Genomic DNA, 25,249 nt, shown 5'->3' with positions numbered 1-25,249 from the left:
CAGCCATGCCCGCACTGCCCACTGCCATCCAGTTGCACAAGGCCTCCAAGACCCTGACGCTGAAATACGCGCCGGATGAGGAATACCATTTGCCCGCCGAATTTCTGCGGGTGCATTCCCCTTCTGCGGAAGTTCAGGGCCACGGCCGGCCGATCCTGCAATTCGGCAAACTGGGAGTCGGCCTGACCAAGGTCGAGCCTGCCGGGCAATATGCGCTTAAGCTGACCTTCGATGACGGCCATGACAGCGGCCTGTTTACCTGGGAATACCTGTACGAACTGGCCACACGCCAGGCTTCGCTGTGGGAAGACTACTTGCAGGAGCTTGAGAAAGCCGGCAAATCCCGCGACCCTTCCGAACACGTCATCAAACTGATGCTCTGACCCCGCCTTACAGGTGTCCGCATGAACAGCATCGTGCCCATGCTCCGCGTGGGTATGCCGTTCTGGACGCTCTGCGTCATCCCTGAACACGGTTGCGGCGTAGATCTGTGACGCAGAGCGTCACCCACTGCATTCCCACGCTGGAGCGTGAGGAACGATAGTCGTCCGTAAGAACACCATCGTGCCCATGCTCCGCGTGGGTATGCCGCTCTGGACGCTCTGCGTCATCCCTGAACACGGTTGCGGCGTAGATCTGTGACGCAGAGCGTCACCCACTGCATTCCCACGCTGGAGCGTGAGGGACGATAGTCGTCCGCAAGAACACCATCGTGCCCATGCTCCGCGTGGGTATGCCGCTCTGGACGCTCTGCGTCATCCCTGAACACGGTTGCGGCGTAGATCTGTGACGCAGAGCGTCACCCACTGCATTCCCACGCTGGAGCGTGAGGGACGATAGTCGCCCGTAAGAACACCATCGTGCCCATGCTCCGCGTGGGTATGCCGTTCTGGACGCTCTGCGTCATCCCTGAACACGGTTGCGGCGTAGATCTGTGACGCAGAGCGTCACCCACTGCATTCCCACGCTGGAGCGTGAGGAACGATAGTCGTCCGTAAGAACACCATCGTGCCCATGCTCCGCGTGGGTATGCCGCTCTGGACGCTCTGCGTCATCCCTGAACACGGTTGCGGCGTAGATCTGTGACGCAGAGCGTCACCCACTGCATTCCCACGCTGGAGCGTGAGGAACGATAGTCGCCCGTAAGAACACCATCGTACCCATGCTCCGCGTGGGTATGCCGTTCTGGACGCTCTGCGTCCGGTCTTCTTTGTTGCAGCCGGGTATCAGGACTGAATCGCGGGTTTTTCCGATGCGGCCGGCGTAGAAGGCTTGGCCGCAGGTTTGGCGGCTGGCTTTCTTACCGCTGGTTTTTTCGCTGCGGCAGGCTTTTTGGCAGCCTCGACGGGCTTGGCCGTTACTTTCTTGACGGCTGGCTTGGCCGCTACATTCTTGTCCGCCACTTTGGCGACAGGTTTGGCAGCAGCCTTGACCAACGGTTTTGCCGCGCTCTTCGCCGCTGCCGGTTTGGCCACCACAGTGCGCGAGGCAGCCGGTTTGGCTTTCGCGCCCACCAATAGCTCGATCTGTCGGCTCAGCTGGTCGACCTTGCTGTGCAGCGCCTGCACCTCAGTGCGACTCGGCACACCCAAGCGTGAAATCGCGCCATTCAGGCGCTTGTCGAAAGCCTCTTCCAGCTCGTTCCACTTGCCAACCGCAAGGTCTTTCACGTCGTCCACACGGGACTTGGCCGACTTGCTGGTGCTCTTGACGTCATCGAGCTGCTTCTGCGCTTCTGCCTTGGTCAGCTTCTCGGCTTTTTCGCCGTCCTTCACCAGGGTCTCGAAAAGCTTGCTGCCATCATTGCTGATCTTGGAATACGCGCCCAAACCAGCCAGCCAGATCTGACGAGAGTACTTCTCAACCTCGCCCATCCAGGAGCTGCCATCTTTGTCGGTTTTTTTCTTGCCAGCCATCCTGTTCTCCTTATCGTCCAGACTTGGAACACCCGAGTCGTTTCGGCACGCAGCGTTCGAGCTTTTATCGGCCCGACACGCTCGAGCAATGCCGTCAGCTCATCGAGCCTGGCAAAGAGCGTGTCTACATCATGTTTAGACGGGATACCGACCCGGTTCAAGGCCTTTGCGACTCTAAGGTCGAAAGCACGCTCGATTCTGTCGATTTGCGCTCACAAAAGAGCGCATGGGCATACGGCGGCGAAGAAAAAAATGGGCTGCGTACAACGCTCAGGCAGCGAGCGCCTTGTCCAGAACGCGCTCGACTTCTGTCTTGATCGAACCGCTCATGGCCGACAGGATGAAGTTCAGCTCGATGTTGACGCGGATCAAAGCCTCTTCGACCTCGACCTCACCCTTGGCTCCCTTGCCCTCCAGTTTTACGGTATCGCCAGCCCATTCGTGAGCCAGTCCGTATCGGGTGGACAGCTTCTCGACCAGTTGCTCGGCCTTTTCGCGAGCCTTCTCAAGGCCCAGGGCGTGCGGGCGTTCAACGGTTATCTTGGCCATCGGAGGCTTCCTTGATCGTCATATGAAATGCGGCGCAACTATATACACCCGCCCGCATCCAAGAAAGCGTTGCAGGTGAGCCTTGTCAAGACAAAGCCGGCCTTGGCGATTAGAATGACCCGCACTCTATTCCGGTGAAGCGATATGAACGATCAGCGCAAAGGCAGCGATGCCGAACCTACGACTCACTTCGGTTACAAAAATGTACCGGAAAGCCAGAAGGCAGAAAAAGTCGCTGAGGTTTTCCATTCGGTAGCGGCCAAGTACGACCTGATGAACGACCTGCTGTCCGGCGGTATGCATCGCCTGTGGAAGCGTTTCGCAATCGAGCTGTCCGGCGTCCGCACCGGCAACCGCGTGCTGGATATTGCTGGCGGTACGGGCGACCTGACCCGCAAATTCTCCAACCTGGTCGGTCCGACCGGCCAGGTGGTACTGGCTGATATCAACGCCTCCATGCTCAAGGTCGGCCGTGACCGCCTGCTGGACCTGGGTGTGTCGGGCAACGTCGAGTTCGTCCAGGCAGACGCCGAAAAGCTGCCATTCCCGGACAACCATTTCGACTGCGTGACCATCGCGTTCGGCCTGCGCAACGTGACGCACAAGGAAGACGCCCTGCGTTCCATGCTGCGCGTGCTCAAGCCGGGTGGTCGTCTGCTGGTACTGGAGTTTTCCAAGCCGACCAACAAGCTGATGTCCAAGGCCTACGACGCCTACTCGTTCGCGTTCATGCCGTTGATGGGCAAGCTGGTCACCAATGACTCGGAAAGCTACCGTTATCTGGCCGAATCGATCCGCATGCACCCCAACCAGGAAACCCTCAAGTCGATGATGGTAGAAGCCGGTTTTGACCGCGTGACCTATCACAACATGACTGCCGGCGTCGTGGCCCTGCATCGCGGTATCAAACCCTGATGTTGCTCCGGGGGCTGCTCGCCAGCATCGAGCACGGCATCAATCGGGTGCTGCGCCTGGACAGCACCGCGCTGCCACGCATGGCGCGTCTGTCCGGACGTGTCATTGCGGTGGACTGTCGCGATCCGTCCCTGAAGCTGTTCATCCTGCCCAGCGACGAAGGCTTGCTGCTCGCCGCTGACTGGGCTGCCGAGGCTGACTGCACCCTGCGCGCGCCGGCTTCCAGCCTGGTGCGCCTGGCCCTGAGCAAAGACAAAACCGCTGTGTTGCACGGCCCGGATGTAGAACTCGACGGTGACAGCGGCGCGCTGCTGGAACTGGTCGGCATTCTTCAGGACCTGGAGCTGGACTGGGAACACGAACTGTCCAACTGGATCGGCCCGGTGGCCAGCCAGTTGTTCAGCAGCCACCTGCGCAACAGTGGGCGCTGGACGCGGGAAAGCTTCAACAGCCTCAGCCAGAACGTTGCCGACTACCTCAGCGAAGAATCGCGCACCCTTGTAGGCAAGCATGAAGCCGAAGCACGATTTGCCGAACTCGACCAGATCAAGCTCGATCTGGAACGCCTCGAGGCGCGCTTTGCCCGCCTTGCCCACTCCCTCAATACCAGCGATAACGCATGAAGCTGCTTGCCGTCCGCCGTCTGTTTCGCATTCAACGTGTCGTTATCCGCTATCGCCTCGATGACCTGTTGTTCGCCCTGCCCCTGCCGTGGTGGATGCTCGCGCTGCGTTTCGTGCTGCCCTGGCGCTGGCTGCCACGGCGCAAATCCGAGCTGAGCCGGGGCGTACGCTTTCGTCTGGCGCTGCAGGACCTGGGGCCTATTTTCATCAAGTTCGGGCAATTGCTGTCCACCCGGCGCGACCTGTTGCCCGAGGACATCGCCGACGAACTGATGCTGCTGCAGGACCGCGTGCCGCCGTTCGATCAGCAACTGGCGATCAAGCTGATCGAAGAACAGCTCGGCGCGCGCATCTGTGACGTGTTCAGCCGCTTTGACGAGAAGCCTTTGGCATCCGCTTCGGTCGCTCAGGTGCATGCCGCCTGCCTGAAGACCGGCGAAGAAGTCGTGGTCAAGGTGGTACGCCCCGGCCTCAAGCCGATCATCGGCCAGGATCTGGCGTGGCTGTTCATTCTCGCCCGCACCGCCGAGCGCGTCTCCGCCGATGCCCGCCTGCTGCACCCGGTGCAGGTGGTGATGGATTATGAAAAGACCATCTACGACGAACTCGACCTGCTGCGTGAAGCGGCCAACGCCAGCCAGTTGCGGCGCAATTTCGAAGGCTCCGACCTGCTTTACGTGCCACAAGTCTACTGGGACTGGTGCCGCCCGAAAGTGCTGGTCATGGAGCGCATCTACGGGCTTCAGGTAACCGATCTGGCCGCGCTGGCCGATCAGCGCACCGACATGAAACTGCTCGCCGAGCGCGGTGTGGAGATTTTCTTCACGCAGATATTTCGCGACAGTTTCTTCCACGCCGACATGCACCCTGGCAACATTTTCGTCAGCACGGTCAACCCGTGGGCGCCGAAGTACATTGCCATCGACTGCGGTATCGTCGGCAGTCTGACCCCGGAAGATCAGGATTATCTGGCGCGTAACCTGTTTGCCTTTTTCAAACGAGATTATCGTCGCGTTGCGCAACTGCACATCGATTCGGGCTGGGTGCCGGCAGAGACCAAGCTCAATGAATTCGAAGCGGCCATCCGCACGGTCTGCGAGCCGATTTTCGAGAAGCCGCTCAAGGATATTTCCTTCGGCCAGGTGCTGATGCGTCTGTTCCAGACCGCGCGCCGCTTCAATATGGAAGTCCAGCCGCAACTGGTTCTGCTGCAAAAGACCCTGCTCAACATCGAAGGCTTGGGTCGTCAGTTGTACCCTGATCTGGACCTGTGGAGCACCGCGCAGCCTTATCTGGAGCGCTGGATGCGCGAACGGGTCAGCCCGAAGACCCTGCTGGGCAATCTGCAATCACAGGTCGAGCAACTGCCGCACATCGCGGGCATGACCCGTGACCTGCTGGAGCGCATGTCCCGCCCGCACGCCTCGGATCCGCCGCGCCCGTGGCACGATCGCAAGGACGAGCCGGTCCTGCGGCTGATCGGCGCGGCATTGCTGGTCGGCGGCGCGATACAGGGCTGGGTGATGAGCGAGGCCGCTACCCAGTTGCTGACGCTCACCGCGTGGCCGGCGGCGATCATGCTCATCGCCGGGCTGTATCTGATCGTTCGCCGATAGCCAGCAGCGGATGGCGCTGGCACACTGTTCAATCCGCCGGGCATGAACGCCGGCTGCCGGAGTAGATATGAAAGACTGGCTGGACGAGATTCACTGGAACAGCGACGGTCTGGTGCCTGCAATTGCTCAGGATCACAAGACCGGCCGGGTATTGATGATGGCATGGATGAACCGCGAGGCCCTGAGCCTGACGGCGTCCGAGAACCGTGCCATCTATTGGTCGCGTTCGCGTGGCAAACTCTGGCGCAAAGGTGAAGAATCGGGTCATGTGCAAAAGCTGCATGAACTGCGCCTGGACTGTGACGCCGACGTCATTATCCTGATGGTCGAGCAGATAGGTGGCATCGCTTGCCATACCGGCCGCGAAAGTTGCTTCTACCGAGTGTATGAAAATTCAGGCTGGAAGACCGTAGACCCGGTTCTGAAAGATCCTGATGCTATTTACCAGGCAGGCCATTGAACATGACTGATACGTTGTCCCGTCTGGCCGAAGTGCTGGAATCACGCAAGGACGCCGCTGCCGACAGCTCCTATGTCGCAAGCCTGTATCACAAGGGCCTGAACAAGATTCTGGAAAAGCTCGGCGAAGAGTCGATCGAGACCATCATCGCTGCCAAGGACGCTGCGGTCAGCGGTGATTGCAGTGACGTGATTTACGAAACCGCTGACCTGTGGTTCCACAGCATGGTGATGCTCGCCGCGCTGGGTCAGCACCCGCAGGCCGTGCTCGATGAACTGGACCGCCGATTCGGCTTGTCCGGCCACGCGGAAAAAGCCGCTCGCACGGCAGAGTAACGCTCTCCCCTTTCAAGCTTGAAATCTTTTACGAGGACTGTTTCATGGGTATTTTTGACTGGAAACACTGGATCGTCATCCTGATCGTCGTTGTACTGGTTTTCGGGACCAAGAAACTCAAGGGCCTGGGCAGCGACGTCGGCGAATCGATCAAGGGCTTTCGCAAGGCGATGAATGACGACGACAAGCCAGCCGAACAGCCTGCACCTCAACCCCAGCAGGCCCAGCCAGCGCCACAGGGCTCGCCGCTGAATCAGCCGCACACTATTGACGCTCAGGCGCACAAAGTCGACGAGCCGATCCGCAAAGACCAGGTTTAAGCCCATGTTCGGTATCAGCTTCTCTGAACTGCTGCTCGTTGGCCTGGTTGCCTTGCTGGTACTGGGTCCCGAGCGCCTGCCGGGTGCTGCACGCACCGCAGGCTTATGGATCGGTCGGTTGAAGCGCAGCTTCAATGCGATCAAACAGGAAGTTGAACGTGAAATCGGGGCTGACGAGATTCGTCGGCAGTTGCACAACGAGCACATTCTTTCGCTGGAAGACGAAGCGCGCAAAATGTTCGCGCCCAATCAGCCGCCCGAGAACGGCTCCGAGCCGGTAAACCCGTCGCCCGCACCGGCAGCAGCCGAAGCGGCAAGCCCCGCGCACGATGAAGCCGCACACCACGAAATCGGCCCGGCACAACCTGCGGCGCCGAAGACCGAGCTGTCGCTGGAGAAAACCGCGAAACCGGCTGACGCCGGCACACCGGTCCCGACGCCTCCCGCCCACGATTCGTCATTGCCACCGCGAGCACCATGAGCGCTGATATCCCGGAAAACGATCAGCAAATGCCGCTGATCTCGCACCTCACCGAGTTGCGTACACGTCTGTTGCGTTGTGTTGCGGCAGTGTTCCTGATTTTTGCCGGCCTGTTCTACTTCACGCAGAAGATCTACACACTGGTCTCGGCACCGCTGCGAGTCTATCTGCCTGAAGGCGCAACGATGATCGCCACCGATGTGGCCTCGCCGTTCATCACGCCGTTCAAGCTGACCATGATGGTCGCGCTGTTTCTGTCCATGCCGGTCATCCTGCATCAGATCTGGGGCTTTATCGCGCCAGGCCTGTACAAGCACGAGAAGCGCGTCGCGGTGCCCCTGCTGGTGTCGAGTATCATCCTGTTCTACGCAGGCATGGCGTTTGCCTACTTTCTGGTCTTCCCACTGATTTTCCACTTCTTCGCCAGCGTGACGCCGGAAGGCGTTTCGATGATGACCGACATCGCCAGTTACCTGGACTTCGTGATGACGTTGTTCTTCGCCTTTGGCGTGGCCTTCGAAATCCCGGTGGCCGTGGTGTTGCTGGTGTGGATCGGCATCGTCGACGTCAAATACCTGAAGAAGATCCGCCCTTACGTAATCATCGGCTGCTTCGTGGTCGGCATGATCCTGACGCCGCCGGACATCTTCTCGCAGACGCTGCTGGCAGTGCCAATGTGGCTGCTCTTCGAGCTGGGCGTACTGTGCAGCACGATGATCAAGAAGCGTGGCGAACATCCGGACGATGAGACCGAGGACGCTGACAAGCAGGACCAGCCACCCGCGACCACACCGTGAACCTGCTGCTGCTTGAGGAAGCCGATTTCATTGCGGCTGACCGGGTGGTTCTGCGTGATCGCCGCCTGAAGCACATGCAGGAGGTGCACCGCGCAGAGGTCGGCGACACTGTGCGGGTGGGCCGCGTCAACGGCCTGCTGGGCAATGCCGAACTGCTGCGCCTTGAACCCCATGAGGCAGAGCTGCGTGTCGAACTGCAGAGTGCTCCGCCGGCAAAACTGCCGCTCACCCTGCTGCTGGCGTTGCCACGTCCCAAGATGTTACGCCGGGTGTTTCAGACCGTCGCGACCATGGGCGTGCCGAAAGTCATCCTGCTGAACAGCTACAGGGTGGAAAAAAGCTTCTGGCAGACGCCGTTTCTAGAGCCTGAAGCCATCCGCGAGCAACTGATTCTGGGCCTGGAACAGGCGCGCGATTCGGTGCTGCCTGAGATTGTGATCGAAAAGCGCTTCAAGCCTTTCGTTGAAGATCGCTTGCCGCAGATCGCGCTCGACACACTGGGCCTGGTTGGCCATCCCGGTGATTTCCCCGCCTGCCCTCGTGCGGTCACACAGCAAGTCACGCTGGCCATCGGCCCTGAAGGGGGCTGGATACCCTACGAAATCGATCTGTTGCGTCAGTCGGGTTTGCAGCCCGTGCAATTGGGCGAACGTATCCTGCGCGTCGAAACCGCTGTAACGGCCCTTCTCGCCCGCTTGTTCTAAGCTGTCAGTGTCGACTCAATCGCTTCAGTTAACCGATAACTGGCCGATGCAATTGCATACTTAGAGCAAAAGACGTCAAGGAGTGATCATGTCTCGTGGGTTATCCAAAAGCCTCGCCAATGCGAGTGTCAGCCTGAAATTGGCGATCGGCTTTGGCCTGGTGCTGTTGATGACGCTGATGATTTCGGCCACCGGCTGGTTCAGCAATCAGGCCCTTATTGATCGTGGGGACCGTGTTACTGCGATTGCGCAGGTCAATGAGCTGACCCTTCAGTTGCGCATCAACCGTATGAGCTACGAGGCGCTGTACAACGCAGAGACCGCAGCGAAGGTCAGAAGTACGCTCGATCAGCTGGACGCCGCGCTGCAAAGCGCCAGGAACCTGCTGCGATCCCCCGAGAACCTGCAATTGCTGGATGCCCAGATTCAGGCGACCCGCGACTACCGCCAGTCCTTCGAGGACATGAGCAAGGCGATCGAAACCCGCGAAGCGAGCCGCAGCCAGATGGGCGAAAACGCCGACAAAGCGGTGGATCAGGCCGACAGGATCGAAGCCGAACTGCTCAAGGAAGATAACATCCTGGCCTTCAATGGCATCGTCGGCGTCAGCAAGCTGATTCAGCAGGCGCGTTTTCAGGTACGTGGTTACACCTACAGCGGCCGTCCCGATTTCGAAAAAGACGCCAATAAGGCCATCGATGACGCGGTGACCGGGATCAACACGCTGGCTGGCGACATTTCTTCCACTTATTCGCCCATGCTGCAACAGGCCATCGCCGGGCTCAATGGCTACCGCGCGGCTGTGGGCCGCTACCGCGATGCCCAGGCCGCCTCCAAGGCCGCACTGGATAAAATGACCACGTTGGGCGTCAGCATGCTCGACACCAGCAACGACCTGATCATCCGGCAGAACAAGAGCCGTGACGCAGACAGCGCCAAGTCGGTCACGATGATCGCTGCCGCTACGGCGTTGGCGCTGGTGCTGAGCATTCTCGCGGCGTGGGTCATCACTCGCCAGATCACCACCCCGTTGCAGGAGACCCTCGAAGTAGTGGAGCGGGTGGCCTCGGGCGACCTGAGTCGCAACCTCAAGGTTGATCGCAAGGACGAACTGGGCAAACTGCAGGCCACGATTCAACGTATGACGGTGAGCCTGCGTGAGCTGGTCGGCGGGATTCGCGATGGCGTCACCCAGATCGCCAGCGCGGCGGAAGAGCTGTCAGCGGTCACCGAGCAGACCAGCGCCGGAGTCAACAGCCAGAAGGTCGAAACCGATCAGGTCGCCACCGCCATGCATGAAATGACGGCAACGGTTCAGGAGGTTGCGCGCAACGCCGAGGAAGCCTCGGAAGCAGCAGTGGCGGCAGACCGTCAGGCCCGTGATGGCGAACGAGTGGTCAACGAGGCCATTGCGCAAATCGAACGTCTTGCCTCCGCGGTGGGCAACTCCAGCGAAGCGATGGGCGCGCTGAAACAGGAAAGCGACAAGATCGGCAGCGTGCTGGACGTCATCAAATCGGTCGCCGAACAGACCAACCTGCTGGCCTTGAACGCCGCTATCGAGGCAGCCCGCGCCGGTGAGGCCGGTCGGGGCTTTGCTGTGGTTGCCGATGAGGTGCGCAGTCTGGCGCAGCGCACGCAGAAATCCACCGAAGAGATCGAAGCACTGATTGCCGGCCTGCAAAGCGGCACACAGCAGGCCACAACGGTCATGGACAGCAGTCGCGAGCTGAGCACCAGCAGCGTGGAACTGACACGTCGGGCCGGAGGATCGCTGGAAAGCATCACCAAAACCGTCTCGGCGATCCAGGCGATGAATCAGCAGATCGCCGCCGCCGCCGAAGAACAGAGCGCCACCGCCGAAGAGATCAACCGCAGCATCATCAACGTCCGCGACGTGTCCGAGCAGACATCTGCGGCCAGTGAAGAAACCGCAGCTTCCAGCGTAGAACTCGCAAGACTGGGCAACCACCTTCAGGTGCTGGTGAGCCGCTTCACCGTCTGACATGTCAGCACACAGCCCGCGCCCGCACTCGGCGCGGGCCATTTTCCCCAACTAAATGTGACAGCGTTCACCCCTCCTTCGTACTCGGAAATCTCCTACGACCTTCTCAGGTCACGCAATGAGTCACCACGCCGATGCGCTCACAACGCACGTCCCGACGGGTTCGGAACGTGCTTTTGTTCGCTCATTGCAGGAGATTCCAATGTTCCGACTGATCAATCAAGCGCTCGGCAACATGAACGTCAGATTCAAGCTGTCCCTGGGTTTCGGCCTGGTGCTGCTATTGACGCTGATCATCACACTGACCGGCTGGCATGGCCTGTACACCATGATCGACCGCTCGGAGTCGCTCTCGGACATCGCCCAGCTCAACGGTCTGACCAAAGACCTGCGCGCCGAGCGAATCACCGACCGCGTCGAAAAAACGCCGGAGAGCACCGCGCTGGTCACAGAAAAGCTCAATGAAATGAAAGCCCAACTCACCCTGCTGCACACACAGAGTGAGGAGGAGGCAACCATCAAGCTGCTAAACGGCCAGTTCGAGATGCTGAACAGGCTGGAAAAGACCTTCGCGGACGTTCGCACCAACCGACAAACCCGCAACCAGATACGCGCGCGCCTGGAGCAGACGTCCGAACAGGCCTTGCAGGCCATCGCGCAGGTTGAGGTAGAGGTACTCAAAAGCGTCAGCCAGGAACAGGACAGCAGCGAGCGGATGGAGGAGTTCACCAACATTTCCCAACTGAGGCAGCAGGTGCAGACCGCTCGTTATCAGGTGCAGGCGTATACCTTCACCACCCGCGACGCGGATGAGCACGCGGCCATTGCGGCCATCGACGAAGCGCTCAAGGAGATCGGGCAGATCGCTCAGGATCAGGGCAATGAAAGCCTTCAGGGCCTGAGCCCGGCGACCGCCGCCTTGCAGAGTTATCGGGAACGGCTTGGCGAGTTCAAGCAGATACAGACCAAGGCCGAAGCGGATCAGGAAATCATGGAAGGTCTTGGCGAAACGCTGCTGGACTCCGTCGCGGCGCTGAACCGCCTGCAGACTGCCCAGCGTGACAGCGAGGCGGCCAACTCCAGCGCCATGCTGAGCAGTGTTGCAGGCCTGGCATTGTTGATCGGATTGCTTGCCGCCTGGATCATGACCCGACAGATCACCGTGCCGTTGCAGCAGACTCTGGGGGCCGCAGCACGCATCGCCCAGGGCGACCTGAGTCGGGACATATCGGTCACACGCCGTGACGAAATGGGTCAGTTGCAACGCAGCATGCAAACCATGACCATCAGCCTGCGCGAACTGGTTGGCGGCATCAGCGAGGGCGTATCGCAGATCGCCAGCGCGGCCGAGCAATTGTCAGCAGTGACCAGGCAGACCTGCATCGGGGTCACCAGTCAGAAAGACGAAACCGATCAGGTGGCCACGGCCATGAATGAAATGGCCGCAACCGTGCAGGAAGTCGCGCGCAATGCGCAGGAAGCGTCGCAGGCGGCCGCTCAGGCGGATCAACAGGCGCGCAGTGGCGATGAAGTGGTCGGGCAGGCGATCAGTCAGATCGAGCAACTGGCTCGCGAGGTGCTGAACTCCACGCAGTCGATGAGCGCGCTCAAGCAGGAAAGCAACAAGATCGTTGGCGTTCTGGATGTGATCAAGTCTGTTTCACAGCAGACCAACCTGTTGGCCCTCAATGCGGCCATCGAGGCAGCGCGCGCGGGAGAGGCCGGGCGCGGCTTCGCGGTGGTTGCCGATGAAGTCCGTGGTCTGGCGCAACGCACGCAAAAGTCCACCGAGGAAATCGAAGAGCTGATCGCCGCCCTGCAAACCGGCACCCAACAAGTCGCAACCACCCTGGATAACAGCCGCACCCTGACCGACAACACGGTTGAGCTGAGCCGTCGCGCGGGTGGCGCACTGGAGCAGATCACCCGCACCGTGGCGACGATCCAGCACATGAACGAACAGATCGCTACCGCCAGCGAGGAACAGAGCGTAGTCGCCGAACAGATCAACCGTAACGTCATCAGCGTACGCGACATCTCCGAACAGACCGCTGCAGCCAGCGAGCAAACCGCAACCTCCAGCGTCGAACTCGCCAGACTGGGAACGCACCTGCAGGCACTGGTGGGGCGATTCAGGGTGGGTTGAACCCATGCCATCACGCCGGTAGACGTCCGGACAACGCCATCGTGCCCGCAGGCATACCGGAGAACATCATCGTGCCCACGCTGGAGCGTGAGAAACGATCGTCGTCAGGAATAACACTATCGTACCCATGCTCCGCGTGGGCATGCCGGTCTGGACGCTCTGCGTCCTCTTGCGACGCGGAGCTTCGTGAACCGCATTCCCACGCTGGAGCGTGAGGAACGATCGGGGTTCTGGAGAACCCGTCTTGACCATGTCCTGTGCATGTATGTGCCACAAAGCCCAATAAAAAAGCCCCCGACGCGTTAGGCGTCAGGGGCTCTTTTCGTAGCCGGGCGGTTTTAGACCGGGACCGGCTCCGATGCTTTACCTACAGGCTGCAAAGGCAGCAAAGGCGCATGCGGATCGGCTTCGATGGAAGCTCTCCACGCGGCCAGCCACTCTTCGTGACCTTCGCTCCAGACGCGCTCGTGCAAGCGGCCAAGGGCGACCGGGTCGCTCAGCAGCATCAGGCGTTCCTGATTGCCGAGTTTTGCCGGGCCGACCTTGAGTGCCTGATCAACACGTTCCATACGCACCACTTCAATAGGCTGAGCCTGACGGTGACGCGACGTCGCCAGGGCGCAAGCCAAAGCGTTCTGTCGCGGGTCGACCACAGCCCGAATGAAGCCCTGCTTCAGCGCATGCCAGCGGTTCTCGTAGGTGTACTGATCCGTCGAGATCAGCTCTTGCGGCGGCTCGAACTCTTCAGGAATCAGGAAGAACTTCTCGTCACGCGCCTTGACGCCCAGATTGGTACGGCTGGAAATCACCGACACCGGAATCGACAGCATCAACGACACCACGATCGGCGCAAGCCACCACAGGAAGCTTGGGTTCAACCAGAACACCAGCAAGGCCCAGCACGCGCCCAACAGGGTTTGCGGACCGTGGCGCTTCACAGCCTCGATCCACGGCGTGGAGTCATCGTCGCGTTGCGGCGAGTTCCAGGTCGCGGCCCAGCCCAGGAAAGCGGCCAGTACGAAGCGGGTGTGGAACAGCATGCGCACCGGAGCCAACAGCACCGAGAAGAGCATTTCCAGCAGCATCGAAACAGTGACCTTGAACTTGCCACCGAAGCCTTTCGCGCCCTTGGCCCAGATCAGAATGACGCTGAGCAGTTTAGGCAGGAACAGCAGGACGATGGTCGTCGAGAACAACGCGACGGCTTTTTCCGGGTGCCATTGTGGCCACAGCGGATACAGCTGACGCGGTTCAAGGAAGTAGGTCGGCTCCATCAGCGTGTTCACCGCCAGCAGGGCCGTGGACAGCACGAGGAAGAAGAACCACAACGGTGCCGACAGATAAGACATCACACCGGTCAGGAACACCGCACGGTGAACCGGATGCATGCCCTTGACCAGGAACAGCCTGAAGTTCATCAGGTTGCCGTGGCACCAGCGACGGTCACGCTTGAGTTCGTCCAGCAGGTTGGGCGGCAACTCTTCGTAACTGCCTGGCAGGTCGTACGCAATCCACACGCCCCAGCCGGCACGGCGCATCAGCGCAGCTTCGACGAAGTCGTGGGAGAGGATCGCACCGGCGAACGCGCCCTTGCCGGGCAACGGCGCCAGGGCGCAGTGCTCGATGAAGGGTTTCATGCGGATGATCGCGTTGTGACCCCAATAGTGGGATTCACCCAACTGCCAGAAGTGCAGACCGGCGGTGAACAGCGGGCCATAGACCCGGGTAGCGAACTGCTGCATGCGTGCATACAGCGTGTCCATACCCGACGCACGTGGCGCGGTCTGGATAATACCGGCGTCCGGCGTGGCTTCCATCAGGCGAACCAGACTGGTCAGACACTCACCGCTCATGACGCTATCGGCGTCCAGCACGACCATGTAGCGGTATTCACCGCCCCAGCGACGGCAGAAGTCGTCGAGGTTGCCGCTTTTGCGTTTTACGCGGCGGCGACGGCGACGATAGAAGATCTTGCCGAAACCTTTGGTCTCGCGGCACACGTCCAGCCACGCCTGTTGCTCGGCAACGGCGATGTCGGTTTCGTTGGTGTCGCTGAGCACGAAGAAATCGAAACGATCCAGGTCACCCGTGGCAGCTACCGACTCGAACGTAGCGCGCAGACCGGCGAAAACCCGAGGCACGTCCTCGTTGCAGATCGGCATGACCAGCGCAGTACGTGCGCCCTTTTCGATCGGCTCGTTGCCAGCACTGGCACCCGAGATGCGATATTTGTCGCGACCGGTGAGCAGCTCAAGGAAACCCATCAGCGCGGTCCAGAAACCGGCCGATACCCAGCAGAACAAAATCCCGAACAGCAACAGGATACTGGTCTGCAAGGCATAAGGCATGACCTGCAAGGCGGTCTGCACGAAGGTCTGACGGGTGATTTCGTCGAGCGAAACCAGCGACCAGCCCTGATACGGCAGGATGCCCTTCATGTACCAGCCAGCCACGATCGTCTGGCCCAGCATGAGGATCAGCAGGATGTAGCGACGGATCGAACCGACGGTGCGCCAGCGCGCCTTCGGCAGATCCCGCGGCAGATCATCATGCGCGGGCTTGGGCGGGTTGGTCTTGCCGGTCAGGCGACGCCAGCCGCGCACCAGAATGTTGGTGCGCCATGGCTCTGGCACGACCTTGGTCCGGCGAATCGGCGGTGTCGCCTTGAGGCACAGGCGACCGCTGGCATCGACGCCGAGCATCTCAGCGTCCTCCAACTGATCTGCAGTGGTCAGCGTCAGACGGCGACCCACCGAAGCCTGAGCGGCCTCGGCAGGGTCAGTGACCGGCTGCGCGGAAAGTCGCTCATGCAATTCGGCGAAGGTCGTGCAGCTGGCAAGTTCTGCCCGCTGCTCGTCGCTCATCGGTAAATGCGCCAGGTACTCGTTCAGAGACATTGGCACCGGTAGAGAATTACTCATCGCTCGGCAACTGATAGCTCCAGGTCTCGGTCATGACTTGCAACGTCTTGGCCGGTTCCGGATGGGTGGGCGCTGCCTCGGTTTCAGGCTGCTGAATTTCTTTACCGTCTTTATCCTTGGCTACTTCAGCCTTGGATGCGTCGGCTTTGCTTGCGTCGGCCTTGGCGACTTCGCCTTTGCCTTTGGCTGCGTCAGCTTTTGCTGCGTCAGCCTTGCCAGCTTCAGACTTGGCAGTCTCAGGCTTGGCAGCTTCGGCCTTCGGCGCATCGGCCTTGGCGATTTCTACCTGGTCGTTGGCGGACTCCTTGGCGACTGCCGGCTTGGCAGCTTCCTTGGCGGCAGCCTTCTTCTCTTCGGCCTTGTCAGCCACGAGCAGCGCAGGCTCCTTGCCTGGCTCGGCAGGGATTTCACGCAACAGGTAGGCGCGCATTTCGGTCGGCTTGCTGGAGTCCTTGACCTTCACCCGCAGGGTCAGGCGGTAGCCTTTGGTGACCGGGTTGTAGCGCAGGTTGTTTTCCACCAGTTCGACGTTGTCGTCAGTGGTCACCTGGCTGCGAATGGTCTTGTCTTCCGGCAGTGCGGCGAGAACCGGGCCCACGAAGTCGACCAGGAAGGCAAGGCTGCCGTCCGGCTGACGGATCAGGTTGGACTGACGCACGTCACCGATGGAGCGTTGGGTCTGCTTGACCCAGCCCAGATCCGGCGAGTGGATCGAGTTTTCCTGCATGGTCCAGTGCAAACGGTAGTCGAACGCCATTTCCTGGCCAGGTTCTGCCAGAGTTTCAGGCTTCCAGTAGGCCACGATGTTGTCGTTGGTCTCGTCGGCAGTCGGGATTTCGACCAGCTCGACAGTCCCTTTACCCCAATCGCCCTTCGGCTCGATCCAGGCACTTGGGCGCTTGTCGTAGCGGTCATCCAGGTCTTCGTACTGGCTGAAGTCGCGGCCGCGTTGCAGCAGACCAAAACCACGCGGGTTCTCGACCGAGAAGCTGCTGATGGACAGATGTTTAGGGTTGTTCAGCGGACGCCACAGCCACTCACCGTTGGCCGCCTGGATCGACAGACCGCTGGAATCGTGCAGTTCACGACGGTAGTTAGGCACACGCGAAGGCTGGTTGGCGCCGAACAGGAACATACTGGTCAGCGGAGCAACGCCCAGCTTGTTGACCTTGTCACGCAGGAACATGCGCGACTTCACGTCAACCAGGGTGTTGGTACCCGGACGCAGGGTCAGCTGATAGGCGCCAGTGGCACGCGGCGAGTCGAGCAGTGCGAAGATCACCAGATGGTTGTCATCCGGGCCCGGCTTCTCGATCCAGAATTCCTTGAAGCGCGGAAATTCTTCACCGGACGGCGAGGCAGTGTCGATCGCCATGCCGCGCGCGGACAGGCCATAAACCTGACCCTTGCCGATCACGCGGAAGTAGCTCGCGCCCAGCATGGTCATGATTTCGTCCTGCTTGTCATCCTTGTTGATCGGATACAGGACACGGAAACCGGCATAACCCAGTTTCTCGGTGGATTTTGGGTCGATCTTCAGATCGCCGAAGTCAAAACGACTCGGGTCGTATTTGATCTCGTCGACGCTGGTCGCGGTCACTTCGTTGATCTTGACCGGCGTGTCGAAGTGCATGCCCTGGTGGTAGAAAGACACTTTGAACGGAGTCTTTTCGCCCGCCCATTCGGCCTTGTCATCACGGAAGCGGATCTTCTGATAATCGGCGAACTTCATGTCGCGCAGCTCGTTCGGCAGATTGCTCCTCGGAGCCTCGAACTTCTGCCCGGCCATTTCTTTGGCCTTCGCCGCTACATCATCAAGGTTGAACGCCCACAGCTGACCTGCACTGAACAGGCATACAAGGGCCGAGCTTGCCAGAAGTGCACTACGCAACCGCTTGACAGGTGTCTTTGGAGCATCACAGGGACTAACAATCACGAGCAACCCTCGCCGAAAAACAGATGAAAAAACCAACGGCCAGCTATCAATGCCGGGTTGGCGAGCATTGTTCCGACTCCGAATGGGCTTAATGATTCCCCAACCCGGTGTCAGAACCGCTTTTGTCATACCAAATGGACCAACAGTGTCGATCCCCGTAGCGCGCGATTATCCAGTAGCACGCGCCACAACGCATCAGGTATGACAAAGAAATTTATTCCCGCAAGACAGATGAATTCAGGGGGACAAAGTGAAATCGTAGCTTATGTATCAAACAAAAATGTCACGGGGCCATCATTTATCAGGTGCACCTGCATGTCTGCACCAAACTGGCCCGCCGCTACCGTGGGATGCGCGATTCTGGCCTGGCTCAACAGATAGTCGAACAACTCGGCACCCAGCGCTGGAGGCGCGGCTTTAGAGAAGCCCGCGCGCAACCCGCTTTTGGTGTCTGCAGCCAGCGTGAACTGGGAAACCAGCAACAAGCCGCCACTCACCTCGCGCAAAGACAGATTCATCTTGCCCTCGGCATCGCTGAACACTCGATAATTGAGCAACTTGTGCAGCAACTTATCGGCACTGGCGCGGGTGTCTTGAGGCTCTATTCCCACCAACACCAGTATGCCCTGTTCAATGGCACCCACGACCTCGGTGCCGACCTCGACGCGCGCACTTCGCACGCGCTGCAACAAACCTTTCATAGATGCCTTTCCAGACTCAAAACCAATACCGGATCACTGTCACGCTTCTTCGGGCGGCAGGTCGAGCAGGTTGCGCGCAACTTCTGCAGCGGCCCGCACCAGTGCGTCGGCGATACCGGGTTCGGCTGCCGAGTGCCCGGCCTCGCGAATCACCTGCAGCTCGCTGCCAGGCCAGTTCTGGTGCAGCTCCCACGCATTGTCCAGCGGACAGATGACATCGTAACGACCGTGGACAATGATTGCCGGCAGGTGCGCGATCTTCGGCATGTCGCGAATCAGCTGGTTGTCTTCCAGAAAGGCGTTGTTCATGAAGTAGTGGCATTCGATGCGCGCAATGGACAACGCACGGTGCGGCTCGGCGAAGCGATCGACCACTTGCGGATTGGGCCGCAAGGTGGCGCAACGCCCCTCCCAGGTCGACCAGGCCTTGGCGGCATGCATCTGGGCAATCTGATCCGGCCCGGTGAGCCGCTTGTGGAAGGCAGCCAGAATGTTGTCACGCTCGTCCAGCGGAATCGGCGCGACATAATCCTGCCAATAATCCGGGAACAGACGGCTGGCACCTGCCTGGTAGAACCAGTCGATTTCCTGCTGACGGGCAAGGAATACGCCACGCAGGATCAGCGCGTGCACGCGGTCGGGATGGGTCTGAGCATACGCCAGGGCAAGGGTCGAGCCCCACGAACCGCCGAACAACACCCATTTGTCGATCCCGAGGTGCTCGCGGATCGCTTCAAGGTCTTCCACCAGTTTCCAGGTGGTGTTGTTTTCAAGGCTGGCATGCGGAGTGGAACGACCGCAGCCGCGCTGGTCGAACGTAACGATGCGGTACAGGTTGGGATCGAAATAGCAGCGACTGTGCGCATCGCATCCCGAACCCGGGCCGCCGTGGATGAACACCACCGGCAACCCTTCTGGCGAGCCACTTTCATCGACGTAAAGCACATGCGGTTGTTCCACGGCCAGATCGTGCCGGGCGTAGGGTTTGATCTGCGGGTACAAAGTCTGCATAAGTGCTCCATAAGTCCAATTTAGAGGCTTCTATTATTCTGCCGTGGGGCATCATAAACCCGAAACGAAGAATCAGCATGCTGCACGTCATCGATCAGGATGGAACGAACGATGCAAGCGTTTTGCCAATTTCAACGGTGCGCGAACCAGAGCCGTTGCGCTGGGTCGAAGCGAGAGCTGTGCCGTCAATTATTTCTCTTTTTTTCAGGAAATAATTGACGACACGCCTACAGTCTAAGAATCCCGTTTTCCATTCGTCAGACTACTTGAGGTTTTACCGATGTCTCAGGAACCACTTGTTCGTGACGCTGATGTGGCCGCTTTTCGCGCCGCTGTGCTCGCCAAACTCACCTACTCGGTGGGCAAGGACCCCGACCATGCGTTTGAGCATGACTGGTTTGAAGCTGTTGCCCTTGCCGCCCGCGACCACATGGTCGAACACTGGATGGACCACACGCGGCAGATCTATCGCAAGGTTCAGAAACGCGTTTACTACCTGTCTCTCGAATTCCTGATAGGCAGGCTGCTGTACGACAGCCTCAGTAACCTCGGCCTGCTCGAAGTCGCTCGCGAGGCGCTGACCGAACTGGGTGTGGACATCGAGCGCATCCGCCTGCTTGAACCGGATGCGGCACTGGGTAACGGCGGCCTGGGTCGTCTGGCGGCGTGCTTCATGGAAAGCATGTCGACCCTGGGTATCGCGGGTCATGGTTACGGCATTCGTTACGAGCACGGCCTGTTTCGTCAGGGCATCGTCGATGGCTGGCAGCAGGAACAAACCGAGAACTGGCTGGACTTCGGTAACCCATGGGAATTCGAACGCCCTGAGGTGGTTTACTCCATTGGCTTCGGCGGCAGCGTCGACACGGTCCCGACCGAAGCAGGCGACTCGCGTCAGGTATGGCGTCCGGGCGAGACCGTTCGGGCCATCGCCTATGACACCCCGGTGGTAGGCTGGCGTGGCAAGAGCGTCAACACGCTGCGCTTGTGGCGCGCCCGTGCAGTAGAAGACCTGCACCTGGAACGCTTCAACGCCGGCGATCACTTCGGCGCGGTTGCCGAAGTGGTGCGCGCCGAAAGCATTTCCCGCGTGCTTTACCCGAACGATGCAACCGAAGCGGGTCAGGAACTGCGTCTGCGTCAGGAATACTTTTTCGTCTCCGCGTCGCTGCAGGACTTGCTGCGCCGCCATCTGAACCAACACGCCACGCTGACGGATCTGTCCGAGCACGCGGCGATTCAGATGAACGACACGCACCCCTCGATCGCAGTGGCCGAGCTGATGCGTCAGTTGATCGACAACCACAACATCCCGTGGGACACCGCGTGGAAAATCACCGTCGGCACCCTCGGCTACACCAACCACACCCTGCTGCCTGAAGCGCTGGAAACCTGGTCGGTCGGTCTGATGGAGCGGATGCTGCCGCGCCACATGCAGATCATCTACCTGATCAACGCGCAGCACATTGACACACTGCGCACCAAAGGCGTCGACGACGTCAACGTACTGCGTGCCGTATCGCTGATCGAAGAAGACAACGGTCGTCGGGTACGCATGGGCAACCTGGCGTTCCTCGGCTCGCACAGCGTCAACGGCGTTTCGGCGCTGCACACCCAGCTGATGCGCAAGACCGTGTTCGCCGAGCTGCACAAGATCTACCCGGAGCGGATCAACAACAAGACCAACGGCATCACCTTCCGCCGCTGGCTGTTCCAGGCCAACCCGAAGCTGACCGAGATGCTTGTCGAGTCACTCGGCGAGGATGTTCTGGACAACGCCGAGACGCGCCTCAAAGAGCTCGAGCCGTTCGCCGAGAAGTCGTCGTTCCGCAAGCAGATGGCCGATCAACGCCTGCACAGCAAGCGTGCGCTGGCCGCGATCATTCACGAGCGCCTGGGCATTGCCGTCAATCCTGCCGCGATGTTTGACGTTCAGGTCAAGCGGATTCACGAATACAAACGCCAGTTGCTGAACCTGTTCCACACGGTTGCTCTGTATCAGGCCATTCGCGCCGAGCCGGGTACCGATTGGGTGCCACGGGTGAAGATCTTCGCCGGCAAGGCGGCGGCCAGTTATCACTCGGCCAAGCTGATCATCAAGCTGACCAACGACATCGCGCGGACCGTGAACAACGATCCGACGGTGCGCGGTCTGCTGAAAGTGGTGTTCATGCCCAACTACAACGTCAGCCTGGCGGAGAGCATCATCCCGGCGGCCGACCTGTCCGAGCAGATTTCCACCGCGGGCCTGGAGGCATCCGGCACCAGCAACATGAAGTTCGGCCTCAACGGCGCACTGACCATCGGTACTCTGGACGGTGCCAACGTGGAGATGAGCGAGCAGGTCGGGCTGGAACACATGTTCATCTTCGGCATGTCCTCGCAACAGGTCGAAGCCCGCAAGCGTGCAGGTGAATTCAGCGCGCATGACGATGTGGCCGCCTCCGGACGCTTGAACGATGTCCTGCAGGCGATCCGTGGCGGTGTGTTCTCGCCGGATGATCCGAACCGTTATGTGGGGCTGATCGATCAGTTGCTGGCGTATGACCGCTTCCTGGTCTGCGCTGACTTCGACTCGTATTGGGCGGCCCAGGCCAAGGTCGAAGAGCGCTGGCACGACTCCAAGGAATGGTGGCGCTCGGCGGTCCTCAACACCGCACGCATGGGCTGGTTCTCCTCAGACCGGACCATCCGCGAGTACGCCGGAGACATTTGGAAGGCGCTGGACTGACGTCAGAGCCTGAAAAGACTCACAACCCCAGTGGGAGCGAGCCGGGCGACGCTTCGCTTGCTCGCGAAGAGGCCATTAAGGTCTCCGCAAAGAAGGCGCTCGAAACGACGCCTTCGTGAGCAAGCTCACTCCCACAAGCGCCACGAGGATCTGTCTCAGTCCTGCAGAGACTCTGGTGCCCCCGGCATAAAACATTACAAACGATGTCCGCCCGCCCCTATATACTGCGCTCGATGAACCTTCACACATCGAAAAGGATGTCGTCGCGTGCTTTGGATTTGTCTGGTGTTGGGCGGCGCGGCGCTGGGCTATTCGCTGAGTTATGACGAGTGGGCCGGTGCACTGATCGGTGCAGTCATGGGCTGGGCCATGTGGGCCGGCATTCGCGTGCGCGTGCTTGGCAGGCAATCGGCTGATCAGCAGCAACAACTGCTCGCAAACCGCAAATCCCTCGACGCCCTTCAACAGCGCCTGAGCGCACTCGAACGTCAGTCCGCGCCTGGCGTACCGCCTGCGCAGGACCCTGCGCCGCTTCCACTCGATGCGATCATTGTCGAAGCACCCGGCGACGGCCCCGAGCTGATCTGGGACCTGCCGGACGAAGCGCCGCAGGTAGCAACACCTGTCGAGCCCGCCCCGCCGATACACGAGCCAACCAACACAGCAAAAACCAACCCGCTGGACAGCGCGATCAACGCCGCAAAAGACTGGCTGTTGGGCGGGAATACAGTGCTGCGCGTGGGTGTCGTGGTGCTGTTCCTCGGCCTGGCGTTTTTGCTGCGCTATGCCACTGAGGGCATGGTCGTGCCGCTTGAAGCACGCTACGCCGCAGTCGCCGCCAGTGCGCTGGCCCTGCTCGGTCTGGGCTGGTGGCTGCGCAGGCGCAACGGTCCTTACGCCTTGATGCTGCAAGGCGCAGGCGTTGGGGTGCTGTACCTGACCGTGTTCGCCGCGATGAAACTGCACACCCTGCTGGACCCGACCCTGGGCTTCGCGCTGCTGGTCGCAATCACCAGCTTCTCAGCCATTCTGGCGCTGACGCAAAATTCGCTGGCACTCGCCTGCGCTGGCGCGCTCGGCGGCTTCGCGGCACCGTTGCTGGCCTCGACCGGGCAAGGTAGCCATATCTCGCTGTTCAGTTACTTTGCCCTACTCAATGCGGGCATCATCGCCATCGCATGGTTCAAGGCCTGGCGCACGCTCAACCTGATCGGCTTCTTCGGCACTTTCGGCATCGGCTTCGCCTGGGGCCTGCAGGCTTACACTCCGGCATTGTTCTGGAGCACCGAGCCCTTTCTGATGGTGTTCTTCCTGATGTATCTGGCCATCGGCCTGCTGTTTGCCCGCCGCAAACTGCTCGAACTGGACAGCGCGCCACCTGACCATACTCGCGAAGCCATGCTGCGCTGGGCTGCGCGTCAGGGCGATTACGTCGACGGCACGTTGTTGCTGGGCACGCCGATAGTCGGCTTCGGCCTGCAATATGCGCTCGTCGAGCATTTGGAATTCGGCGCTGCGTTCAGCGCGCTTGGGTTGGGCTTGATCTACATGGCGCTGGCACGCTGGCTGGCAGCACGTGCACCGGGCCAAACCGCCTTGCTGATGGAAACCTGCCTGGCGCTGGGCGTGGTGTTTGCCACGCTGGCGATCCCGTTGGGCCTGGGTTCTCAGTGGACGACGAGCGCGTGGGCTGTGGAAGGCGCGGCGATTTTCTGGCTGGGTTTGCGGCAGCAGCGCAAGCTGGCACAGGCTTTCGGCCTGCTGCTGCAACTGTGCGCCAGCGTGATGTTGATCAATGCGTCAGGCAGTGCCGACTCGGCTGACGACTACTGGACGCCGATGATCCTGGCCATCGGTGCGCTGGTCAGTGCCTGGAGTGCGTACCGCTTCAACACCCTGACCCTTATCGATCAAAAAGTCGCCAGAACCGTACTGACCGTATGGGGTGCGATCTGGTGGTCGGTTTCATTGATCAGCGTCGTGCAGTTGTACGTTCCCATTGGAGTGCAGACGTCTGTGCTGTTGATCGCCGCCGCGCTCAGCGTGGCAATCTGGACAGTGCTGTCCGTGCGCTTGCGCTGGCCAGACCTCGCCGCGCTGTGCAGCACGCTTACGCCCGTCAGCGCAGCATTACTGTCGGGCTCGCTGAGTGAACATTACCACCCCGCCGCCCACTGGGGCTGGCTGGCCTGGCTGGTGGTGTTCGCCGTGCATCTGCTGACTCTGCGCTATCTGGCAGACCGGCAGCCCATCCTCGCACGACGTGTCGCTCACACCGCGGGCTGCCTGCTGATCATCGCCGTGCTGGCCCTGGAACTGCGCTTCGGCCTGCTGCAACTGTCCGAACATTACAACGCTTGGCGCTGGCTGGGCTGGGCGATTCTGCCGAGCCTGTTCCTGCTGGCGATGAGCTCGGCGCGCCAATGGCCGTGGCCGGTAAAAGCCTGCCCCGAAGCCTATCACCTCGGTGCCGCTGCGCCGCTGGCGGTGTTGATGCTGGCGTGGTTCTGGCTGGCGAATACCTTGAGCGACGGCGCAGCGGAACCACTGCCGTATATCCCGCTGTTCAACCCGCTGGAAATCGGTTTGCTATTGTCACTGGCAGGGGTCTGCCTGTGGCTGCGCAAACAGGTCATGCGCCTTGGTAACGCTGCCTTGCTGGTGGCTGGCGCCTCGCTGTTCGCGCTGGTCACGACAATGGTCATGCGCACGGCGCATCATTGGGCTGATGTGCCATGGAACACCGGGGCGCTGCTCGACTCGATGCGCGTCCAGGCCGGGTTGTCGATAGTCTGGACGCTGATGGCACTGGCCCTGATGATCGGCGGTCACATGCGCTCCAACCGCCAGCTGTGGCTGGGCGGCGCAGCGTTGATCGGGGTGGTGGTGGTCAAGCTGTTCTTCGTCGAGCTGAGCAATCGTGGCGGCATGGAGCGCATCGTCTCGTTCATCGGTGTTGGCATTTTGCTATTGGTGGTGGGATATTTCGCACCATTACCGCCGAAACACTCTGCCACAGAGGCCGGCGAAGAACCCGGCCCAGGCTCGACTGCCGCGCCGGACACGCTATGAGGAAACCGTT

21 protein-coding genes and 3 pseudogenes are annotated in these 25,249 nt (G+C 60.4%); 17 read left to right on the top strand and 7 right to left on the bottom strand.

Annotated elements, in window-relative coordinates; all coding sequences use genetic code 11:
• Nucleotides 1–5: 5 nt before the first annotated feature.
• Entirely contained in the window at nt 6–383 is a 378-nt protein-coding gene (locus PI739_RS07695) for a gamma-butyrobetaine hydroxylase family protein (protein ID WP_003316640.1), read from the top strand.
• Between the two features lie 843 nt (nt 384–1,226).
• On the opposite strand, the gene PI739_RS07690 is transcribed toward PI739_RS07695, so the two are convergent.
• The 3 genes and pseudogenes from PI739_RS07690 to PI739_RS07680 all read right to left on the bottom strand — a co-directional run bounded on the left by PI739_RS07690 (nt 1,227) and on the right by PI739_RS07680 (nt 2,465).
• Complete coding sequence (locus tag PI739_RS07690) at nt 1,227–1,916, bottom strand: phasin family protein (protein ID WP_054081256.1); 690 nt, start codon at nt 1,914–1,916, stop codon at nt 1,227–1,229.
• A gap of 10 nt (nt 1,917–1,926) precedes the next feature.
• Nucleotides 1,927–2,125: pseudogene (locus tag PI739_RS07685) on the bottom strand (phasin family protein); the annotation flags it as partial.
• A gap of 61 nt (nt 2,126–2,186) precedes the next feature.
• Nucleotides 2,187–2,465: a polyhydroxyalkanoic acid system family protein gene (locus PI739_RS07680; protein WP_003316638.1), complete on the bottom strand. Its 279-nt coding sequence runs from the start codon at nt 2,463–2,465 to the stop codon at nt 2,187–2,189.
• A gap of 144 nt (nt 2,466–2,609) precedes the next feature.
• On the opposite strand from PI739_RS07680, the gene ubiE reads away from it, so the two are divergent.
• The 13 genes and pseudogenes from ubiE (at nt 2,610) to PI739_RS24855 (ending at nt 12,867) form a co-directional block, all read left to right on the top strand.
• A complete protein-coding gene (gene ubiE, locus PI739_RS07675) occupies nt 2,610–3,380 on the top strand; it encodes a bifunctional demethylmenaquinone methyltransferase/2-methoxy-6-polyprenyl-1,4-benzoquinol methylase UbiE (RefSeq protein ID WP_002551635.1) in 771 nt (256 codons plus the stop codon).
• Nucleotides 3,380–4,003, top strand: a complete 624-nt coding sequence (locus PI739_RS07670) for a ubiquinone biosynthesis accessory factor UbiJ (protein WP_003316636.1) — start codon at nt 3,380–3,382, stop codon at nt 4,001–4,003. The genes ubiE and PI739_RS07670 overlap by 1 nt, the downstream gene beginning before the upstream one ends.
• Nucleotides 4,000–5,619: a ubiquinone biosynthesis regulatory protein kinase UbiB gene (gene ubiB, locus PI739_RS07665; protein WP_003365970.1), complete on the top strand. Its 1,620-nt coding sequence runs from the start codon at nt 4,000–4,002 to the stop codon at nt 5,617–5,619. Before PI739_RS07670 ends, ubiB begins: the two co-directional genes overlap by 4 nt.
• Nucleotides 5,620–5,686: 67 nt before the next feature.
• On the top strand, nt 5,687–6,079 hold the full coding sequence (hisI, locus tag PI739_RS07660) for a phosphoribosyl-AMP cyclohydrolase (RefSeq protein ID WP_003432368.1): 393 nt from the start codon (nt 5,687–5,689) through the stop codon (nt 6,077–6,079).
• Between the two features lie 2 nt (nt 6,080–6,081).
• On the top strand, nt 6,082–6,414 hold the full coding sequence (locus PI739_RS07655; protein WP_002551631.1) for a phosphoribosyl-ATP diphosphatase: 333 nt from the start codon (nt 6,082–6,084) through the stop codon (nt 6,412–6,414).
• Nucleotides 6,415–6,458: 44 nt separating this feature from the next.
• The gene (locus PI739_RS07650; protein WP_003316632.1) at nt 6,459–6,734 is read left to right on the top strand and encodes a twin-arginine translocase TatA/TatE family subunit; all 276 of its coding nucleotides are present in this window, start codon (nt 6,459–6,461) and stop codon (nt 6,732–6,734) included.
• A 4-nt stretch (nt 6,735–6,738) separates the two neighbouring features.
• On the top strand, nt 6,739–7,215 hold the full coding sequence (gene tatB, locus PI739_RS07645) for a Sec-independent protein translocase protein TatB (RefSeq protein ID WP_003365964.1): 477 nt from the start codon (nt 6,739–6,741) through the stop codon (nt 7,213–7,215).
• Entirely contained in the window at nt 7,212–8,012 is an 801-nt protein-coding gene (gene tatC / locus PI739_RS07640; RefSeq protein WP_003365962.1) for a twin-arginine translocase subunit TatC, read from the top strand. The genes tatB and tatC overlap by 4 nt, the downstream gene beginning before the upstream one ends.
• On the top strand, nt 8,009–8,716 hold the full coding sequence (locus PI739_RS07635) for a 16S rRNA (uracil(1498)-N(3))-methyltransferase (RefSeq protein ID WP_054081255.1): 708 nt from the start codon (nt 8,009–8,011) through the stop codon (nt 8,714–8,716). The genes tatC and PI739_RS07635 overlap by 4 nt, the downstream gene beginning before the upstream one ends.
• An 88-nt stretch (nt 8,717–8,804) precedes the next feature.
• Nucleotides 8,805–9,818: pseudogene (locus PI739_RS25075) on the top strand (methyl-accepting chemotaxis protein); the annotation flags it as partial.
• Nucleotides 9,819–9,857: 39 nt separating this feature from the next.
• Nucleotides 9,858–10,721 carry a methyl-accepting chemotaxis protein gene (locus tag PI739_RS25070; RefSeq protein ID WP_445576611.1) on the top strand — a complete coding sequence of 288 codons (864 nt, stop codon included), beginning with the start codon at nt 9,858–9,860 and terminating at the stop codon, nt 10,719–10,721.
• 118 nt (nt 10,722–10,839) lie between these two features.
• Nucleotides 10,840–12,009 (top strand): annotated as a pseudogene (locus tag PI739_RS24860) (methyl-accepting chemotaxis protein); the annotation flags it as partial.
• The gene (locus tag PI739_RS24855) at nt 11,992–12,867 is read left to right on the top strand and encodes a methyl-accepting chemotaxis protein (RefSeq protein WP_408637172.1); all 876 of its coding nucleotides are present in this window, start codon (nt 11,992–11,994) and stop codon (nt 12,865–12,867) included. The pseudogene PI739_RS24860 and the gene PI739_RS24855, both read left to right, overlap by 18 nt.
• 338 nt (nt 12,868–13,205) lie before the next feature.
• Here PI739_RS24855 and mdoH read toward each other — a convergent pair whose 3' ends face one another.
• The 4 genes from mdoH to pip form a co-directional block, all read right to left on the bottom strand.
• A complete protein-coding gene (gene mdoH / locus PI739_RS07620) occupies nt 13,206–15,788 on the bottom strand; it encodes a glucans biosynthesis glucosyltransferase MdoH (protein ID WP_054081252.1) in 2,583 nt (860 codons plus the stop codon).
• The gene (locus tag PI739_RS07615) at nt 15,781–17,724 is read right to left on the bottom strand and encodes a glucan biosynthesis protein G (RefSeq protein WP_003432358.1); all 1,944 of its coding nucleotides are present in this window, start codon (nt 17,722–17,724) and stop codon (nt 15,781–15,783) included. The genes mdoH and PI739_RS07615 overlap by 8 nt, the downstream gene beginning before the upstream one ends.
• Before the next feature lie 263 nt (nt 17,725–17,987).
• A complete protein-coding gene (gene dtd, locus PI739_RS07610; protein ID WP_024662891.1) occupies nt 17,988–18,425 on the bottom strand; it encodes a D-aminoacyl-tRNA deacylase in 438 nt (145 codons plus the stop codon).
• 39 nt (nt 18,426–18,464) lie between these two features.
• Entirely contained in the window at nt 18,465–19,436 is a 972-nt protein-coding gene (pip, locus tag PI739_RS07605; protein WP_003365948.1) for a prolyl aminopeptidase, read from the bottom strand.
• A 77-nt stretch (nt 19,437–19,513) separates the two neighbouring features.
• On the opposite strand from pip, the gene PI739_RS07600 reads away from it, so the two are divergent.
• The 3 genes from PI739_RS07600 (at nt 19,514) to PI739_RS07590 (ending at nt 25,239) form a co-directional block, all read left to right on the top strand.
• Nucleotides 19,514–19,651 (top strand): hypothetical protein, encoded by a 138-nt coding sequence (locus tag PI739_RS07600; protein ID WP_154583503.1) that lies wholly within the window; start codon nt 19,514–19,516, stop codon nt 19,649–19,651.
• Between the two features lie 65 nt (nt 19,652–19,716).
• A complete protein-coding gene (locus PI739_RS07595) occupies nt 19,717–22,167 on the top strand; it encodes a glycogen/starch/alpha-glucan phosphorylase (protein ID WP_271351620.1) in 2,451 nt (816 codons plus the stop codon).
• Between the two features lie 267 nt (nt 22,168–22,434).
• The gene (locus PI739_RS07590) at nt 22,435–25,239 is read left to right on the top strand and encodes a DUF2339 domain-containing protein (protein ID WP_054081251.1); all 2,805 of its coding nucleotides are present in this window, start codon (nt 22,435–22,437) and stop codon (nt 25,237–25,239) included.
• Nucleotides 25,240–25,249 lie beyond the last annotated feature (10 nt).

The organism is Pseudomonas cerasi (genome assembly GCF_027983475.1).
In the GTDB taxonomy this organism is placed as follows: domain Bacteria; phylum Pseudomonadota; class Gammaproteobacteria; order Pseudomonadales; family Pseudomonadaceae; genus Aquipseudomonas; species Aquipseudomonas cerasi.
The sequence above is the reverse complement of the archived record's forward strand: the minus strand, read 5'-3'. Positions and strand labels throughout refer to the sequence as shown.